This is a genomic window from Trichocoleus sp. DQ-A2, assembly GCF_039961915.1.
GTDB lineage: Bacteria > Cyanobacteriota > Cyanobacteriia > Cyanobacteriales > FACHB-T130 > FACHB-T130.
Genome location: NZ_JAMPKD010000005.1, coordinates 251,668 through 267,206 on the forward strand (window position 1 = coordinate 251,668; position 15,539 = coordinate 267,206).

The 15,539-nt window shown below is 49.0% G+C and carries 20 protein-coding genes; 17 read left to right on the forward strand and 3 right to left on the reverse strand.

The annotated features are described in order from the left end of the window. Nucleotides 1-126: 126 nt before the first annotated feature. The 3 genes from NC997_RS06730 (at nucleotide 127) to NC997_RS06740 (ending at nucleotide 4,631) form a co-directional block, all read left to right on the forward strand. Nucleotides 127-1,860 carry an ATP-binding protein gene (locus NC997_RS06730; protein ID WP_190525360.1) on the forward strand — a complete coding sequence of 578 codons (1,734 nt, stop codon included), beginning with the start codon at nucleotides 127-129 and terminating at the stop codon, nucleotides 1,858-1,860. Next, a complete protein-coding gene (locus NC997_RS06735; protein WP_190525361.1) occupies nucleotides 1,853-3,952 on the forward strand; it encodes a hypothetical protein in 2,100 nt (699 codons plus the stop codon). Before NC997_RS06730 ends, NC997_RS06735 begins: the two co-directional genes overlap by 8 nt. A gap of 109 nt (nucleotides 3,953-4,061) precedes the next feature. Then, a complete protein-coding gene (locus NC997_RS06740) occupies nucleotides 4,062-4,631 on the forward strand; it encodes a hypothetical protein (RefSeq protein WP_190525362.1) in 570 nt (189 codons plus the stop codon). A 68-nt stretch (nucleotides 4,632-4,699) separates the two neighbouring features. Here NC997_RS06740 and NC997_RS06745 read toward each other — a convergent pair whose 3' ends face one another. After that, a complete protein-coding gene (locus tag NC997_RS06745) occupies nucleotides 4,700-5,242 on the reverse strand; it encodes a hypothetical protein (protein WP_190525363.1) in 543 nt (180 codons plus the stop codon). Nucleotides 5,243-5,390: 148 nt separating this feature from the next. Here NC997_RS06745 and NC997_RS06750 point away from each other — a divergent pair, with 148 nt between their 5' ends. Beyond that, entirely contained in the window at nucleotides 5,391-5,672 is a 282-nt protein-coding gene (locus NC997_RS06750; protein WP_190525364.1) for a hypothetical protein, read from the forward strand. Between the two features lie 112 nt (nucleotides 5,673-5,784). Here NC997_RS06750 and NC997_RS06755 read toward each other — a convergent pair whose 3' ends face one another. Continuing rightward, the gene (locus NC997_RS06755) at nucleotides 5,785-6,891 is read right to left on the reverse strand and encodes a RelA/SpoT domain-containing protein (protein WP_190525365.1); all 1,107 of its coding nucleotides are present in this window, start codon (nucleotides 6,889-6,891) and stop codon (nucleotides 5,785-5,787) included. Between the two features lie 250 nt (nucleotides 6,892-7,141). Here NC997_RS06755 and NC997_RS06760 point away from each other — a divergent pair, with 250 nt between their 5' ends. Beyond that, nucleotides 7,142-7,822, forward strand: a complete 681-nt coding sequence (locus tag NC997_RS06760; RefSeq protein WP_190525366.1) for a hypothetical protein — start codon at nucleotides 7,142-7,144, stop codon at nucleotides 7,820-7,822. Here the strand turns inward: NC997_RS06760 and NC997_RS06765 are convergent. Beyond that, complete coding sequence (locus tag NC997_RS06765) at nucleotides 7,806-8,513, reverse strand: hypothetical protein (RefSeq protein ID WP_190525367.1); 708 nt, start codon at nucleotides 8,511-8,513, stop codon at nucleotides 7,806-7,808. The genes NC997_RS06760 and NC997_RS06765 overlap by 17 nt on opposite strands. Nucleotides 8,514-8,606: 93 nt before the next feature. Between NC997_RS06765 and NC997_RS06770 the strand changes: the two genes are divergently transcribed. From NC997_RS06770 to NC997_RS06825, 12 genes are all read left to right on the forward strand, one after another. After that, the gene (locus tag NC997_RS06770; RefSeq protein WP_190525368.1) at nucleotides 8,607-8,876 is read left to right on the forward strand and encodes a hypothetical protein; all 270 of its coding nucleotides are present in this window, start codon (nucleotides 8,607-8,609) and stop codon (nucleotides 8,874-8,876) included. Further along, nucleotides 8,873-9,064 (forward strand): hypothetical protein, encoded by a 192-nt coding sequence (locus NC997_RS06775; RefSeq protein WP_190525369.1) that lies wholly within the window; start codon nucleotides 8,873-8,875, stop codon nucleotides 9,062-9,064. Before NC997_RS06770 ends, NC997_RS06775 begins: the two co-directional genes overlap by 4 nt. Before the next feature lie 88 nt (nucleotides 9,065-9,152). Continuing rightward, nucleotides 9,153-9,404: a hypothetical protein gene (locus tag NC997_RS06780; protein ID WP_190525370.1), complete on the forward strand. Its 252-nt coding sequence runs from the start codon at nucleotides 9,153-9,155 to the stop codon at nucleotides 9,402-9,404. Next, a complete protein-coding gene (locus NC997_RS06785; protein WP_190525371.1) occupies nucleotides 9,401-9,655 on the forward strand; it encodes a LysR family transcriptional regulator in 255 nt (84 codons plus the stop codon). Before NC997_RS06780 ends, NC997_RS06785 begins: the two co-directional genes overlap by 4 nt. Continuing rightward, entirely contained in the window at nucleotides 9,652-9,873 is a 222-nt protein-coding gene (locus tag NC997_RS06790; protein WP_348257772.1) for a hypothetical protein, read from the forward strand. The genes NC997_RS06785 and NC997_RS06790 overlap by 4 nt, the downstream gene beginning before the upstream one ends. Then, nucleotides 9,870-10,229, forward strand: coding sequence for a hypothetical protein (locus NC997_RS06795; protein ID WP_348257773.1), 360 nt, complete (start codon nucleotides 9,870-9,872; stop codon nucleotides 10,227-10,229). The genes NC997_RS06790 and NC997_RS06795 overlap by 4 nt, the downstream gene beginning before the upstream one ends. Then, nucleotides 10,226-10,906 carry a hypothetical protein gene (locus tag NC997_RS06800; protein ID WP_190525374.1) on the forward strand — a complete coding sequence of 227 codons (681 nt, stop codon included), beginning with the start codon at nucleotides 10,226-10,228 and terminating at the stop codon, nucleotides 10,904-10,906. Before NC997_RS06795 ends, NC997_RS06800 begins: the two co-directional genes overlap by 4 nt. After that, nucleotides 10,893-11,141, forward strand: coding sequence for a hypothetical protein (locus NC997_RS06805; protein WP_190525375.1), 249 nt, complete (start codon nucleotides 10,893-10,895; stop codon nucleotides 11,139-11,141). Before NC997_RS06800 ends, NC997_RS06805 begins: the two co-directional genes overlap by 14 nt. A gap of 2 nt (nucleotides 11,142-11,143) precedes the next feature. Next, on the forward strand, nucleotides 11,144-11,500 hold the full coding sequence (locus NC997_RS06810; RefSeq protein ID WP_190525376.1) for a hypothetical protein: 357 nt from the start codon (nucleotides 11,144-11,146) through the stop codon (nucleotides 11,498-11,500). A 44-nt stretch (nucleotides 11,501-11,544) separates the two neighbouring features. After that, nucleotides 11,545-13,824 (forward strand): DUF3987 domain-containing protein, encoded by a 2,280-nt coding sequence (locus NC997_RS06815; RefSeq protein WP_190525377.1) that lies wholly within the window; start codon nucleotides 11,545-11,547, stop codon nucleotides 13,822-13,824. Continuing rightward, on the forward strand, nucleotides 13,802-14,023 hold the full coding sequence (locus NC997_RS06820; RefSeq protein ID WP_190525378.1) for a hypothetical protein: 222 nt from the start codon (nucleotides 13,802-13,804) through the stop codon (nucleotides 14,021-14,023). Before NC997_RS06815 ends, NC997_RS06820 begins: the two co-directional genes overlap by 23 nt. Next, nucleotides 14,024-15,043 carry a DNA cytosine methyltransferase gene (locus NC997_RS06825; RefSeq protein ID WP_190525379.1) on the forward strand — a complete coding sequence of 340 codons (1,020 nt, stop codon included), beginning with the start codon at nucleotides 14,024-14,026 and terminating at the stop codon, nucleotides 15,041-15,043. Nucleotides 15,044-15,539: the final 496 nt, after the last annotated feature.

A 15,539-nucleotide genomic window follows, 5' to 3' on the forward strand; every position in this document is an offset into this window, starting at 1 on the left:
AGAAATCTCTAGAGTAATTTGACTGCAAATGTATAGAAAAATTACTCTAGAGCCTTGGCTTGTCAATTTTGTAACCTGTAAGCTATATTTGGTTACAGTTCATTTGTACTAAGCCTAAAGGACAAGATGCCTAAAGATCCGCAAGACAGTTCTGTATCTCAACGTCTGTTACCTAAGAGTCGTTCGCGCAACGGAAACAAGAGGCGTGAGGCGACCAGCTCCGAGGTTTCATCCGTTTCAGAGTATCAAGAGCCGGAAGAAGACTCGAACGATGGGGACAATGGCGATCGTGCCTCTATTACTGACGAAAGTCTTGCAACCGGATCAGCCTATGTTGGCACACTGATTGCCTTCGAGCAGAAACAATCTCCAAACTATCTGGAGCAACATTTTCGGATTGCCCCTTATGTTCCCTCGCCAAAACCAGGAACGATGGTTGCGGTAGAGGCTATCACTGATGATGGTCGCCATAGTCGTATTTTGGAACGTGTGACCAATGCTTGGGAGGTCAACCCCCACGAAGACGCCTTTAGCTCTAACCTGCGAGAAGTGATACCAATTCGCACAGAATATGCCGAGGAAGGCTCATCGACCGTTATTTATCGTGTTGCAGCGATCGAGCCGCTAAAAGAAGCCATTCTAGATGAGAGTGGTAACGTACTAGAGATTCGAGATGTGCAAACTTTGCCCCGTGCCGGCGCTTTAGTCCACATGGCGACTGGCGATCAGATTGTGAAAGCGTTGGGGCTAGAGGACAACCTAGATCGAGGGATTTATGTCGGAGCTTTGCGAGGTAGCGACATTTCAGTTTTCCTGAAACGCGACGTAATCCAACGTCATATGCTCATTGTTGGAGGGATTGGCACGGGTAAAAGCTACACACGTGGAGTCCTAGCCGAAGAACTCCGTATGCTGGGAGTTCCGCAGGTCAACATCGATGTTAATGGCGAAATGGTTGAGGCAGCGGAAGAGCTAGGTGGAATTAATCTTGAACCAGGTATTGACTTTCAAGTGCCCCTCAGTGCTTTGACCGCAGACGATGTAATTAACGCAATTCCGAGCTTGAACGGCAACATGGTTGATCTCGTGCGTCATGCTCATGAAGAACTGCTGAAGGCTTCTAGGAAGTCAGGCGATCATTTTCTCTTGAACGATTTACTAGACAAAATTAAAGCGGTTGGTCCGGAATTAGAGATGAAAACCGTGACCATCAATCCTGCCAAGAGTCGAACGGAGAGCCTGGGACGAATTACATATTTGGGAACTCCCTATGACTGGAAATCCGTTCTTACGCCAGGAGCCTTTATCAATATCAACTGTAAGGGACTATTGGTGTCTGACCTGCGAATTATCACGGCTGCTGTAGCTCGCGATCTCCAGCGCTTGGGGCAAGCCAAAGAGTTTCCGTTTGTCGCGTTCTCAATCGATGAGTTTCACCTTGTCACCCCTGCGAACCAAGACAGTGTTGCACTTCAGGTTATACGAGAGCTTGCCCGTATTGGTCGGCACGTCCGCATCGGTTTAATTCTGACGACTCAATCCCCTCAAGACGTTGACCGTTCAATTTTGAAACGCTTGCTTACGCGATTTCTTCACGCGATCGAACCAGATCAGCTTGAAGCCTTACGAGGTGTGCTTTCTGATGCTTCAGATGATTTGGTTAAACAACTTCCCAAAATGCCTCAAGGAACTTGCATTTTGACGGGTGCTTACGAAACCATTCGCCACGCTACTGTGGTTCAGGTTCGCAAGCGATCGACGACACATGGTGGCGCAACTCCTGACATTTGGTCAGATTTTGAGGCGGCTGGTTGGGTTGGTAAGCGTCAAATTTCGCAGCCGGAGGAAACCCATGAGTAAGCCAGGGGTTGCAGAGCGAGAGCGCCAAATCGTTAAGTATTTGGCAGATCAGAAGAGTGCTTCTGCCCGTGAAATTTTTGATGATGTATCAGATGTTTTGGAAGATACGGTAACTCGCGTTGCCTACTATAAGGTTCTGGATCGGATGGTGGCTGCGGGCAAGATTGAGGTGCAGTCAGAGGACCCAAAACGGGGACGTATCTACTCTCTCACGCCTACCCTCAACCCAGACAATCCACTCACTCTAGACGATGTTTATGAGTATCTAGCCTACCTGCCAACGACAAAGGCGATCGCAGCGGCAGTAGATGCCCGTGACTACTATGAGGAAAACCGACGAACAATTCTTCACCGCACGGCTCAAGCCCTTTTAGATGAAGATCCGGTCGAATTGTTTTACCGGATGTTAGTCTACATGATTCAACTGGTCGAGAAAGATTTAGAGATTGTTCGCGATCGCGAAATTGTTGACCCTTACTCGCGTCACCGATTTGATGCTGACTATAGCGACCTTGAGCAAGTAGCTTATCGAGGGTTGAGCTTACCTCATAGTGCGATTCATCTTCCAGGGCTACACAAACTTTTCCAAAGCAACGAGGAGCAGTTGGTATGGGACTCAGATGAACTTAGAAAAGCCCTACAAGAACGAGTCTTTGGAGAGAAGTTTATCTATCTTGTAGATGTAGCTTCGGAGCGAGGTTCGTCAGCACGAAAACAAATTGTTGTCTCAGGCAGTGATGGTAGTATGCACGCTAGCACACTGGCATTACAGACAGCTAAGGGCTTTTTTGAAGACCTTGGTGATGCGATTACCATCAATAACAGCACTGCTTACATCTCTCTATCCCAGATGCAGAAGAAGCAGACGGGTAAAAAAGAGATGCTCTATGGAGCACCAGTAACCCGGCAAACACTAGATGACCCGGCGTATAAAGGGATGGTGCTTGCACAGTTCATGTATCCTGACCTTGCTGAGTCAGAGTATGAACACATGGCTCGCTGTGCTACGGATGTGGTGCAGTTTCGCGTGGACGAAGAAGTTTTCACTGGTAAAGCTTACGATATTCTCCCACCCAGAGCACAAATCCCAAAGCCACAAGTTCACATTCGCGACGGCACAATTACCCCCCAAGAGCGCGAATTTGGTCATTATAAACGCCCTGATGCCTACGGGGAAATGGTTCGTGAAGGCATTCGACGCGAACGAACTATTTTGGAGCGAATCATGTCAGCGCGAACGAAGCCGCCAATCTTTGCAGGAGCGGTCAAGTCAACGCAGATGCGAGTATTAAGCCGTCTGGTCAACTGGTATATCTCCAAAGGATCGGCTGCAAGATTTGGCACAGCCATTGAACCTGAGTGGGATCTTTCACGAGCAGCGGCGATTAGCGACAATGCTGCAATGACTGCCTTGCTTGCTGAGTTACCGAACGACCCCAAGGCAGGGAGATACTATGTCACTTGTGCTTTAGTGCGTCAGTTTGCGTCTCTGACCGAATATTACAACTATGAGTTAAAGAAATCGTGGTTGGAGTTCTTTGAGGAAAAACGAGAACAAGCACTGGCTGAACATGACGAACATGGTGGAACATTGCCCTACCATGCCACCATCGACCTTGCAGACGACGACTTCATATTCATGTGCGAGAACGCTGATTTTGTCTATTTCTACATTGGTCATACGGCAGGCGATCCGCCTCCTATGGTTCCACGCTACGAATTTCTCACTTCATTGCGAGGCAAATCGTCAGATAAAGCTTCATCAGCTGTAATTGAACTGGTTTTTCGTTTGGTCGATGCAATAGATTCTGCTGGCTTGGCTTACGATCGAGACCACAATTTCATGAGCAGCAAGATGTTAGTAAAAATCTTGCCCTACCCAATTCAGCAGGCTCATGAATATGCCAAAACACTGGGTAAAAAGCTAGAATCTGAACTCAAATCGATTGTTATTGGTCGGTTGATTGAACTCAAAAAACTACGTTCTAGTGCCTCAGTTGTCTTGCGACCTGTTGCAATTCGAGATTACCTAGAGCGTCATAAACGTTCTTTTGAAAAAGATATTAACAAAGGCAGTGATGAGGTTCGTTAATAGTGGCAAAGTAGAAATTCGACTGAGGAAATGGTGTCTCCGTACGCGGTAGAAACTTTAGAGGGCTATAAGTCTATACTTGCCTAAACCTTTGAAAGGAAGTTTTTTTATGGGCGATATAATTCGAGCTGTTCAGGCAGAAATTTCGTTTGGAAAAGTTTCCATTGATGCTTACAAGTTGCAAAATCACAGGTTTGAGAAACGGTTTGGAGTAACAGGAGTAAGTAGAGTTTTTGGATACTCAGATCAGTGGTTTGGCACCTTCACAAAAAGAGACTCTAAGCGTCTGGAAAGCTTGCGTAAAGCAGGTTTCACGGGTTCACAAATTGAGGTACGTGTTCCCAGGCTTGGCAATGCACCAGGAGCATCTATTGCTAAAACTATCAGCATTAGAGATTTTAATAAGGTGATTGCTTATGAAGCACTTAAGAAAAAGAACACTAAAGCAATTATTTTATTAATTGCTTTATCTGAAGCTGGTTTAGAGCGTATTGTAAGTGACGCCTTTGACGGTGTATCTCTTGATTGGTTTGCCGAGAAAATTGTTCATTATACTCAATGGACCCCTGAGCAGCTAGAAGAAGCTTTTGCCTACAACAGAGAGGAGGTTCGGGCGCTTTATCCTTGGGCAGATGATCCAGTTGATGAGGATTGGGATGCGGATTTCCGCCTTTTGTAAGTTCGCTCAACTCACCGCGAAATTTTCGTAGTAGGGAAGCGCGATCGCTCTTTTGTATCGAAGAGAGTTTATTGCTCTTGAGCGCCCTGTTCTCTAACACTCAAAACACAATAGGGGTTAGAGCTGATGGTTTTCCGCTCGGCAGGAAGAACGACTTTTGGTTGTGGGGTGGAGTCTTTGCCTAGAAGCTGATTTACGTCCTCAATGGCTTTCGCGCCCTTGGCTAAAGTTTGATTAATATCATCTACAGCCCGTTTATGGTGTTCAAAAAACTCGTCGGACTTCCAGACATCAAACGCCCAAAATTTCGTGACGGGAAAGCCACCAACCGATTTTGATTCGATGCGAACTAAAACCGATTTGTACTGAGAACTGGGGTCGCGCTCGTCCGTCTTTTGTTCTTCTCCCGCAACTTCCCATTTGCTAATCCCCTGGGGCAAGGCGACGGTTTCTTCTCCTTTCCAGCATTGATATTGTTTTGCGTTTTGAACGTCACCTTTGCCGAGCGCTGTTAGCAGGCTCCGCACGCTCCCCTCAGATGTGTTGGAGTTTTGACACGCCGACAGGAAGCATCCAGCGAACAGCGCTAATAGGGGTATTGTTTTTCTCACGTCGCTCTCTTTCTTTGGGGGTCTTTACCGTTTTAGTGTTCCCAGTGCGAAGCCAAGAAATCGCCGTTCCACTGCGAAATTTTCGCGGTAAATTTCCGAAAATCTTCCGCACAATTACGGAATGAAAGAGCGGGTTAACCAGATTAGGATGGGCGCAACCCTAGCCCCTTCCTTCATGAAAAGCAATCCGGTCAGTCCAGATACCGCCAAGAACGGCAAAGCTCCAGCACCTTCGCCACAGCAGCAGAATCCTGCTGTTGCAGAACTTGCGGCGATGCGCGAGGAAATGGCAGCTTTGAGAGCGGAAGTCATTCAATTCCGAACGGGCTTGGTTAAGCAAATTAAAAATGGCGTACTGCAAGCATTTTTAACGATATTTCTGCTGGTAGTCGCGTTGCAAGTTCTGATTGCTGTACTGACTAGATTTTAGGCTGGAGTGCGATCGCCCTCTATGTCAGTTCGCGCTTCTTTGGTGAGCGAATAATTGGCTTAGGGGAGTGCGGAAGGGGATTTGCCCCCTCCGCACTTGGAGTTATTAGTTTTTATTGGTATAAAACTTTATTGAGGGTTTCTAAGAAAAGCTCTGAGTCTGCAAAGTAGTTAGGGAATGCTTTTCTAAGGCTCCACATAGACTCTGTTGCGACAAGCACAATATTGATATTAGTATTTTTGTATTTTTCTTCTAGTTCAAGATATTCATTGTTTGCATTCTCTAAGTTTTCACTGTTGTAATAGTTTATTGAGATTGTTTTTTCATCAACATTAAGAACGAGAAGAAAGTATCCTGCTTCTCCGTGTTCATTTCCATACTTTGTAGCCACTGAAAATGCTTTAAGTTTTTCCGAAACAGATAACTTATTTGCAAGATAAATAGTTTCTTGCCGGATGTTTTCTATTTCGGTCGTGCTAATTTCTTCTGGCGTACACTCTTCAAATTGTGAAAATAGTATACTGATTAGTCCAAAAAATTTTAGCCATTCTTCGGAGCCTTGACCTGATTTTAGAGCATCTCCGAGGAAAGCTCCTGCAATTTCAACGCTTGTAGCCCAGGCATGTTGGATCAAGGATCTCATTTGAATTTCAACTACATGCCCGTTAAAACTTTCTCTTCTTTTGCTTTGATATTTATAAATTAAATGTATTCCTCTGTAGCCCGATGGTTTAGGGTTTTTAATATAATCATATTCTTTTATAAGGTTGCTCTTAACTATTTTTATAAGTTTTCCATTAACTGTTGTGGCTTTGTCAACCATTAATCTTTGGAGTTGATATACATTTTCTACCGTAGGCATTACTGCTCTACATCCTCCTATGTCCTGCATTCTGTTAAGTTTCATGCCGGAAAAGCGAGACAGTTTGTTTGTAATTGAGGATACTCGTTTTAGTCTTTGACTAACTAATGCCTCTGGTGTTATTAGGTTGCAGCGGTATCTTAACGATCCTTGTAAACTGTTTAACGGGAAAGCATGAGAAGCTCTCCAGTTGTTAAGGATAAGTAGTGCTTGAGAGCATTCTTCCTTTGTTGATGAAGGATTGATTAAAGTGTCTCCAGCTTTACCGACTTCGGTTTTTGAGTATTGAAGTTCCGTCCAAGCCATTGCGTCATCATCTAAATCTGCACTGGCTAAAATTTTATCGTCATAATCCATGTTTATACCCCCGCGTCTTCACTTGAATCTAAAAGCAGTACGAGAGCGATAGCGAAGCGAAAGGTCGGCGCTTCGCTATCCCGCTGCTGTATTTAGCTGTTTAGCTATTTGGTTTTTAATTTTCTGTCCCCACAAAGTCATTTTTCTAACTTCACAAAGACAGAATCACCAATAAGTCTATTGGTTGTCAAGAGGGATGGATGTAAAAATGAATCTATAAAGTCATTGACAACAATAGTTGACGGACGGAATGGCACTTAGCGACCCAGACAGCAAGACAAGATACGCTCAATTAATAAATCTCTTGCAAGGAGATTTAAAAACTGCGGCTTTTGCTAGGCGGTTAGGGCTATCCCGTACCGCCGTGAATCAATGGAAAAGCCAGGATGTAAAATCTGTTGAGGCGGAGAATTTAGCCAAGGTAGCCGCATTTAGCGGCAGGTCACTCAACGACATTTATGCTTATTTACGTGGCGATCTGAATCTTGAAGAATATTTAAACGGAACCGGCAAGCGATCGCTGACTCTTGGGCAGATTCTCCAAGAGGTGAGTTATTTAGCTCGTGACGAAGCGGCACAAGTGGCAATTGCCGCAATTGAGGCGATGCGAGAGGAGGGCAGGGCAAGCACTTATTCTACAAAGGGGCATCCTATGACGAATAAAGGAAATTTGATCGAGTTGGTCAGAGCAGAGATCGACTCCAGAACCAAGGAGGGATTCTTGAGAGATACTGGTTTGACAGAAACCGAGCTAAACTCTTTGCTAAAAGGAGAAACCCCAAATCCCATCGTGATTGGTTTTTTGACCAGGGTGCTTCCTTTTACCACAGACCAATTAGTTGAGATGGTAGGAAACAATTACCCTCAAAAAGAAATTCCCCCAGAGCGTCACCACATAGGGGAATTAAATGGAATCAACAACGGTCACTGAAACTATTTAAAGGGCTTGAAGTCCAAGTACCGTATTCTCTACCACGCCAACCCCTGTATTGTTCAGCAGGCAGAAAGTTTTGCTGGCGCAATTTGATTTCTACCTGTTCCAATTCAGGCGGCAGCCGAGAGTCGTTTAGATATTGAGAATAAATGTCTGGACGCAACTCCTCTGGACTTAACCAATGCAACTTCAGATTTTTAGTCCTAAGCTCCTTGGGAGAAGATCCGGTCATTTCGATCAGCGCTTGATTGAAATGCAAGTTAGTGTGAGTCTCTAGCGAAACCAAAGCCATTGGATGTTTTTCGTTGTTGTAAATGCGCTCCGCAATCCTTAAAATAACTGGGTCGCGATTTAGCCTAATTCCGTTACCATTCATATGGGATGCTCCCTGGGAACCCTTTTCCCACGCATTAAGTAAACTGTCCGTGGCAGCGGTCAACACACTGCTGCCACCTTCAGATTTAACAGTAATTCTTTCAGCACGTATATAAGGCAGTAAGGAGCGCTGATCGCGCCAAATTTGCTCAACGAGATCGTCTGATTCACAGACGATCTCTAAAATTCCCGTTCCTAGGTTGAAGTGGGGAGTACAACCCGCAGGCAGCCGAAGCTCTGAAAGCGTTTGCCGGAATCGTTCGGCATCATATTCTTGTTTCGCCTGGGAAATATAGCTTTCGATTGAGCGCATCGTCTTCCTTAGCCCTACCAACCAAACGTGACCATTTACACAATTTAAGGCAGAAAACCCACTGGAGCGAGGGCGTCCTACAAGTTTATCCCCTTGACACTTGAGCTAGGTGTCTACGAAAATGTCTCTATAAAGTCACTTTATCAACTTTATAGAGGCGTGGGAAGCAACATCAAAAAAAATGAGACTAGATGGTTCGCGGGAATAGACCCGGAGCTAAAACGACAGCTGAGCATTGCTGCCATCGAACTAGACATGACCTTAAAAGAGGTTAACAGCGAGGCTTTGGTTGATTGGCTCAGGAAGCATGGGAGGGAGGTTCCCGCAGACGGAGCGGGAGCAGAACTAGAGGCGATCGCATGATCCCGCACATCGCCCAACTCCTAAAATCCAGCGCCCAACGCTACCAAGCAGCAAGCGCTCTCCTTGGTCGCCAGCTCCCCTTGTGCGACTGCTGTAAGGAGCGCCCGACGTGCGCTCTTGGGCGAGAAATTTATCGCCAGCGGCTGGGCGAAATTATTCAATCCTTTGAGCAAGACAAAGCGGCGTAATCAAAAAGCCGCCCACTCAAGGGAGTAGACGGCTCACCCCTAGGACTGGAATTCCAGGGGATTCCCCAGTAACCAATCGAGGTGGTCAATGAGTACCTACAAAGTATCATCAAATCCCCAAACCGAGAGTGTCAGCCTCTACAGCATCTGGCGCTCCAATTTTTCGCCCCAAGAGTGCGACCCCTTCGCTTTCCTCTCTAGCGAATTCGGCATGGGTGCGATTAAGGGGTTAGCCAGAGATTTAAACGTCAGCACCAGCTCAATTTCCACGGGCGATAGAGTTCATCCCCTCATCGCCAACACTTATCGCTGCTGGCTGCGGTGGCAGGTGTCTCCATGAATCCACCCCACTCGGTCAAGCTCAGAATTTTCCTCCACGTCGCCCGCCACAGAGGCATCCAACGCCGCCAGTTATTAGGGCGAGGTTATTCCCGCCTCAACCATCACCTCGCGGGATTGGAAAGCCAGGGACTCGTCCGAGTGCTGCAAAAAGGCACCAAGGGCGGTGCCAACCGATACGAACTGACTCCCCAAGGGCGATCGCTCCTCGACTTACTGCGCTCCCAAAAACTTTCGGGAGTCGCGCAATGAAGATGATGAAACTCTTTGTGGGCAAGAAATCCAAACGGTCAGAGCGCTATCCGTTCTTCGAGCAAAAAATCCTGACGCTATTGATATTTGCGCCCCAAAGTCCGCAAGCGATCGCCTCTCAACTCAACCTCAGCTTCATCGACACCTTTACCGTGCTGCGAAGCCTGGAAGCGAGAAAGCTAATTTACTTCAAAAACAAGCGAGTTCACAGAAGATGAACGTCTCCAAAATGACTTTACAAAATCTGTTGTGGCAGTGGGCAGAAATTGAGCCAGAGCGCTGCTGGCTATCCGATTGCCGCTGGTGGTGTTATTGCACCGCCCTATCCGACGGTACCAACCACCATATCAACGCCGCCGCTCCAGAACCAACTCAGCTTATCTGGCTGGAATTTGCCATCAGAGAAGCGGCTAACGCCCGCGGATTGAGGATCGTCCTGCGCCAGCTAGATTTAATCGTCCCCTTATGGACTGGCGGCACCGGGCGGGGAGTCGAAGCCGATACCCATCCCGCCATCGCGCTCCTGAAAGCTTACCTGCAAACCATCCGTTACGCGCAGGGGGCGATCGCATGAGTGGTGGATATAAGTGGACTCCCGAAGAAGAATCCTTCCTTTTGGAAGTGTTCCGCGCCCCAAACCTAGATAGCCTTTGGAGCGAAAAAGCCAAAGAAGAAGGTTGGCCCATGCGGACTCATGCCGCCCTGATTGAGCGAATCCGCGACCTTGGCTATAGCAGGCGAAGCCGTCGCAACTGGTCCCAAGAAGAAGATTTTCTACTCCTTGAGATTTTCCGCTCTCCCCACCTGGAAAGGGTCTGGAACCAACGAGCCAAAAAAGAAGGTTGGCCCATGCGAAGTCACATGGCGCTCAAGCATCGGATTCACTTTCTGGGTGAGTCCCTGCGATATACCGACGAATCGGCGGGGTGGGTGACTGGAAAGCAGTTGCAACGCTGCCTCGGTGCCAGAAACAACACGCTGATTGGGCGCTGGAAAAATATGGGGCTTCCCGCTTACAGAGATGGGGATTGCACCCACTCCCCCATCAAAATCCACCTTGCCGACTTTGTGGCATGGGCGCTGGGCGCTGGCATAGGAGAAGTTGCCAAAGTCACTTCTGGCGATCGACTGGCGACTGAGTGGTTGCTCAGGCAGATTGCCGACTGGAAGGATTACAAAGCGCTCAAACTCCACGGCGGCGCTCGCGAGGCGAAACCAAGACAGAGGGAGGATACCCGTGCAGCAGTTTAGAAACGTCCCCCTCGCCATTGAAAGAGCCGAGAAAGCGCAAGTCGAGGCAGAAATTCTCGCCCTACTCCAAGAGCGCCCCGGAATGCACGGGCGACACATTTGGCAAGCCATCGGGAATGGGCGCAGTCTCACGTTCTTTACCCGCGCCATTGAACGCCTGCTTTCCCGCGAAGCCATTGAGAGGCGTGGAAACGGGACTCGAAACAATTTATATCGCTATTACCTGAAGGATTAATCATGCAACTCGTAGCAAACGTTTCCATCCCCAGAGAGTTTAAGGAGATGGTGTATGTCATCGACAAACCCGAACTATTGAAGCTCAGAAGCACGAAGTTTCTCCTGCCCTGGCAATACATCGGACTCGCCATAAAAATCAGTTACACGCAGAGCAGCCCTTCGATTGACATTGAATCTTTTTGCGACGAATGGGGCATAGAAGAAGCGGACTTCCACAGCGCGATAGCGACTCTCAACAAGAAAAAACTCGCACAGCCCACAGCCCGACAACTTGAGTTGGATTTGCTTTTTGACGTAGAGGATGACGAGGCCATGAGAACTGCCTCAGACACGAGAAAAAGCCCAAGAGCCTCGTAAATCAAGGCTCTTGAACCCAAATCAAAATATCTAAGTTAACAATAATGAACCCAACTAAGTTTGACAACCAATCCCTCGCCTCGCAAAACCTAGAAGCCGAAGAAGCACTGCTCGGAACCATCCTGCTCAATCAAGTTCCAGAAGCGCTGGATCGGGCGGCGGCAATCCTCGCCCCAGACGCAATGGCAAGTCCCGCTCACCAGATAATCTGGCGTGCCTGCCTTGACCTCCACGCCGCCGGTAAAGATGTGGACTTGATGAGCGTGTGCAGTTGGCTCCACTCGCACCACCAACTAGAAGCGGCGGGGGGTCAAGCTCTGCTGGCGAATCTGGTGGATTGCCCGTGGATAATCGGCGAGAGCTTCCAGTCCTGTATTGATTTAATCCTGCATCATTACAAAAACCGCCGCATGGCTGCCGTCGGTCGCGAAGTCTATGCGATGGCGGCAGACAGCACTGACTTCACCGAGAAAAGCTCCAAGGCTATCCAGAAACTGGAGAAGCTCCTTGAATTGGAGGGCGAATCGGAGCAATCCGTTGAAAAGCGCCAAATTGTGGCAGAACTCGCCGCCTACAACGCCGAGCGCCTGGATTTGGGCAGTGTTTTTCATCCTTATATTGCCAAGGCATTGAAAGCAGCGGCGGATTCCCTGCCTTGCCCGGTGGAATACCTGGTGCAACCCTTCGCCAGCATTGCCGCCGGACTCATTGGCACCAAAGCCACCGTGGCGATTAAACCCACCTGGAAAGAACCGTGCATCGTTTGGACCGGAGTGATTGGCGATGCCGGGAGCATGAAATCGCCCGGATTGAATGTTGTCAAGCGCCCCTTAGTCGCCCTGCAAGCTTCCGTCCAGCAGGAGTTTGAAGCGGCAATCTCCGAGTACGACCAGGCTTTAACCAAGTGGGAAGCGCTTGATAAAGAAGCCCGCGCCCAAAATCCCAAGCCAGAAAAGCCGTCCGTGCGTGACTATTACATGGGGCGCTGGACAACTGAAGCGCTTCTTGAGGCTCACGCTCAGGAAAAGAACGCCACAGGTTTTGTGGCAGTCAAGGACGAACTCGCCGGACTCTTCACCGGCATGGGTCAGTACAAAGGGGGAAAGGGCGATGACCGGCAGATATTTTTAGACCTCTGGAACGGTGCGGATGACAAGGTGGATCGGATTGGCAAAAAGTCTTTCCTCTCTCGCACCTGCATTTCCATCACCGGCGGCATTCAAGAAAAGATTCTCCTGCGAACGATGAAAGACCCGGACGACCCAGACGGGATGTGGGGGCGCTTCCTCTGGTCAAAGCCGCCACATCTGCCTGATTACTGGACGGACGGCGAAACCGATATCACGCCCTTCCTCGCTACCCTTTACCGTCATCTGGACACGTTGCCGTCGGATACCCTCTACACGCTCGACCCAGAGGCGAGGGATTTGTACAAGCACTGGGTCAATTATTTAGCCGACGAGAAGAGTAACTCAACGGATGCGATGCGGAACGCCCTTTCCAAGCTCAAAGGGTATATGGCACGCCTTGCCCTGGTAATTCACTGCTTGGATCTCGCCGCCGATCCATCGCTTCCCTTCACAACCACCATCAACGCTTCAACCATCGAACGAGCGATCGCTTGGGCGAGTTACTACCTCAATCAAGCGCGGCTGCTCAATTCCAAATCTCAGCCAGACGTGCCGAGCGAACTGGTGGACATCGCCAACCTTTCCAAAGAACAAGGTTGGATTTCTCACCGAGCGCTCCAGCTGAAGCACTGGGCGAAGACCGCCGAAGAAGCCAAAGCTAAATTGCAAGAGCTGGCGCGGATGGGACTGGGCACCCTAAAGCGGGAAGGACGCAATCTTTTCTGGAAGTTTGTTGAAAACTGTGACATGGTTTCACACTTGTCAAACGCAACCCCAGAGCCAACTGTGAGCGATTCTGTTGACTTTCTTGAAACTGCGCCGGTCGCAACATCATCTCTTGCAGAGCCGGTGGAAGTCGCAGTTGAGTTAGAGGAAAAAAATACACCCCCCTCTAATTTTCAAGTTTCAACAAAATCTTTCACAGTTCTTGCTGGGCAAGGGTTTGAGGACTGTGACACAATCTCACACTTTTCAACAAACGACGAACTCAAAGTGGGCGATCGCGTTCGAGTGAAATCCGGCTGGGGCAAAAATTCTGGCAGAGCCGCAGTTGTGATTGGAGCGTGGATGGCGCGGCAAAAGGACAGCTTGGGGACGCGGACATTTAACGAGTGCAATGTGCGATTTGAGGATGGTAGTACCTGGAAACAAGCTGCGGAGGCGTTTGAAAGTGCAGGAACACAAGGGGATTAAATACGGCGTGGAGCCGAGCTATTTCACTCGATTTCCAGGGACGATGCACGCTCAAAAAGAATTTGGTGGCTGGCAAGGGGTAGTCTATCCCCGCGATTCCAGTCGGTGCCCGATTTCGGTTGGGGCGGCTCAAGCCACACGAGACAAAGCCTTAGAAATGGCACGCGAGTACGTGGAGAAAAATGGAGATGATTTTTGAATGCAGGAGTGGCAAGTCCTCAGTCTCTTCAGTGGAATCGGTGGATTGTGCGACCAAGGAATCAAGCACGCTGGACTCTCTCACAAATACCGAGTCGCCCAATTTGTCGAGGAAAAACCTTACCGACAACGCATCCTCCGACGCCACAACCCTGGCATCCCGATTCACGACGACGTGCGAACCTACCGCACTGCTCCCGGACAATTCCACATCATCTGCGGCGGCAGTCCCTGTCAAGACAACAGCCTTGCCAACTCCAACGGCAGAGGACTTGAAGGCGATCGCTCTGGCTTGTGGTGGGAGCAACTCAGGATTATTCAAGAATGTCGCCCTCAATTTGTCCTCTGGGAAAATCCCGCAGGATGCCGCCACCCCAAGCGAAGACAGGGCGTTTCACCCCTTGGACTCGTATGCTGGAGCCTTGCCGAGAGCGGGTACGAGTGCCAGTGGCAGACTATTTGGGCAGCCAGCGTTGGGGCACCCCACCCAAGAGAGCGGGTCTTCCTTATCGCCTACCCCAATGGCGCTTTCGAGAAACTCACAAGAGTACCGGACGCCTGGACAGGACGGATTCGAGGCGACATTGCATCTGTCACCAACTCCAGTCACCTGGGGACTGGGCGGCAGGAAGCGCACGAACAGCAAGCAAGGGAGAAATTTCGAGACAGAGCTGTATCTGTCGCCAACGCCGAGAGCAAGCGAAGGAGGGACAGACAAGGGGATACATCAGGGCACCTTCAATACTTTGAGATCCCATCTACAACCCAACATTCCACCGGGACACTGCTCGCACCCGAACATCCGAGAGAACTGGATGGGCTTCGAGCAAGATTACACAGCTATTCCAGAAGCGGATGGTGGGGAATTAACTCCGTTGATTCCATCCAACAACTCGTCTGTCAGCACCGCAGCCTTCCCCACCGCGCAGAAAGAACCAGTGCCCTCGGAGATGCCGTCGTTCCCCAGTGCGCTGCCGTTGCCTGGAGATACATCGACTACCTCAACAGCTTCATCGCTTGACGAGCCATTACCAGGAGAGAAAATCATGCAATTACAATCCAGCCCGATGAAAGAGCTTTACAGCAGAGAATTCACGCCCGAACAGGAAGAATTGCTCAAGACCCAGGCGATCGCTGAAATTTATCTGGTTGTTAGTCGGCACAGCGCTCAAGGGGGAGTTAGCGGCATCAAGTTGGAACAAATCCTGCATACCGAACTAAGGCGCTTGCAGCCAAAGCTGGAACAGATGCAGCAGGCGGGATTGATTGATCGGAAATTAATGAGCTGGCAGCTACCAGCAGATATTAAATGGTCGAACGATGCTGACTCGGAGGAAGAGGAAGACGAGCTGGCTAACCAATTCACTGAGAAAGAACTCCTTGAGGAAATTGAGGAGCAAAGAATTTTTGAGGAACAGAACAACAAAGAGGTGGAAGAACCAATTAAAATTCCGCCTTTTAGCGTGGGCGATCGCGTCTACAACTCCGATTGCGGTTGGGGAGTCGTCAAAGAAATT